Source organism: Lentzea aerocolonigenes (assembly GCF_000955955.1).
Taxonomy (GTDB): Bacteria; Actinomycetota; Actinomycetes; order Mycobacteriales; family Pseudonocardiaceae; genus Lentzea; species Lentzea aerocolonigenes_A.
The window spans coordinates 1-822 of sequence record NZ_JYJG01000529.1 but is presented as its reverse complement, the minus strand read 5'-3'; the positions used below and the strand labels follow the sequence as shown (position 1 = coordinate 822).

Genomic DNA, 822 nt, shown 5'->3' with positions numbered 1-822 from the left:
ACACGGCCGGGTTCGCCAAGGACTTCTACCACCTGTTCCGCAGTCAGTGGACTACCGATCCGATGGTGCACCTGCTGCCGATGAACTGGACCGACCGCAAGCCGGGCGAGCCGGTGTCGGTGTGGGCGTACAGCAACGTGGACACCGTCGAACTGACCCTCAACGGCAGGTCGTTGGGCGAGAAGAAGTTCGACACGAAGACGACCGCCTACGGCGCCCGGTACCTGGAGACCACCGAGGCCAGCGGGGACGACAAGACGGTCACCTCCGGCCGTTTCCCCGGCAGCTACACCAGTCCCAACGGCAGCGCGGGCAAGCTGCACCTGGCGTGGACGGTGCCGTTCCAGCCCGGACGGCTCGTGGCGGTCGCCAAGCGCGGTGGTGTGGTGGTCGCCCGCGACGAGGTCGCGACGGCGGGCGCGCCGGACGCGATCAGGTTGACTCCCGACCGCAACACCACCGTGGCCGACGGCAAGTCGCTGACGTTCGTCACCGCGGACGTTGTCGACAGTGCCGGGGTGGTCGTGCCGGGTGCGGACAACCTGATCTCGTTCCAGGTCAGCGGTGGCAGCCTGGCCGGGCTGGACAACGGCCGTCAGGAGAGCGCGGAGAACTATCAGGCGAGCTCGCGGACCGCGTTCAACGGCAAGGCGCTGGCCATGATCCGATCCGGACAGGGCTCCTCCGCGATCGAGGTCACGGCGCGGGCGCCGGGTCTGCGAACCGGAACCGCGACCATCGCGGCGACCGGTGCCCGGCTCGGCATCGCCCCGGCCGCGGGCCCGGTGCCGGAGCCGGAGGCACCACCGGCCGCGGCGGCGG

At 70.6% G+C, this 822-nt stretch carries 1 protein-coding gene; it reads left to right on the top strand.

The window, feature by feature from the left end:
* The coding region (locus UK23_RS45720) for a DUF4982 domain-containing protein (RefSeq protein WP_045318118.1) at positions 1-822 on the top strand (822 nt) is incomplete at both ends.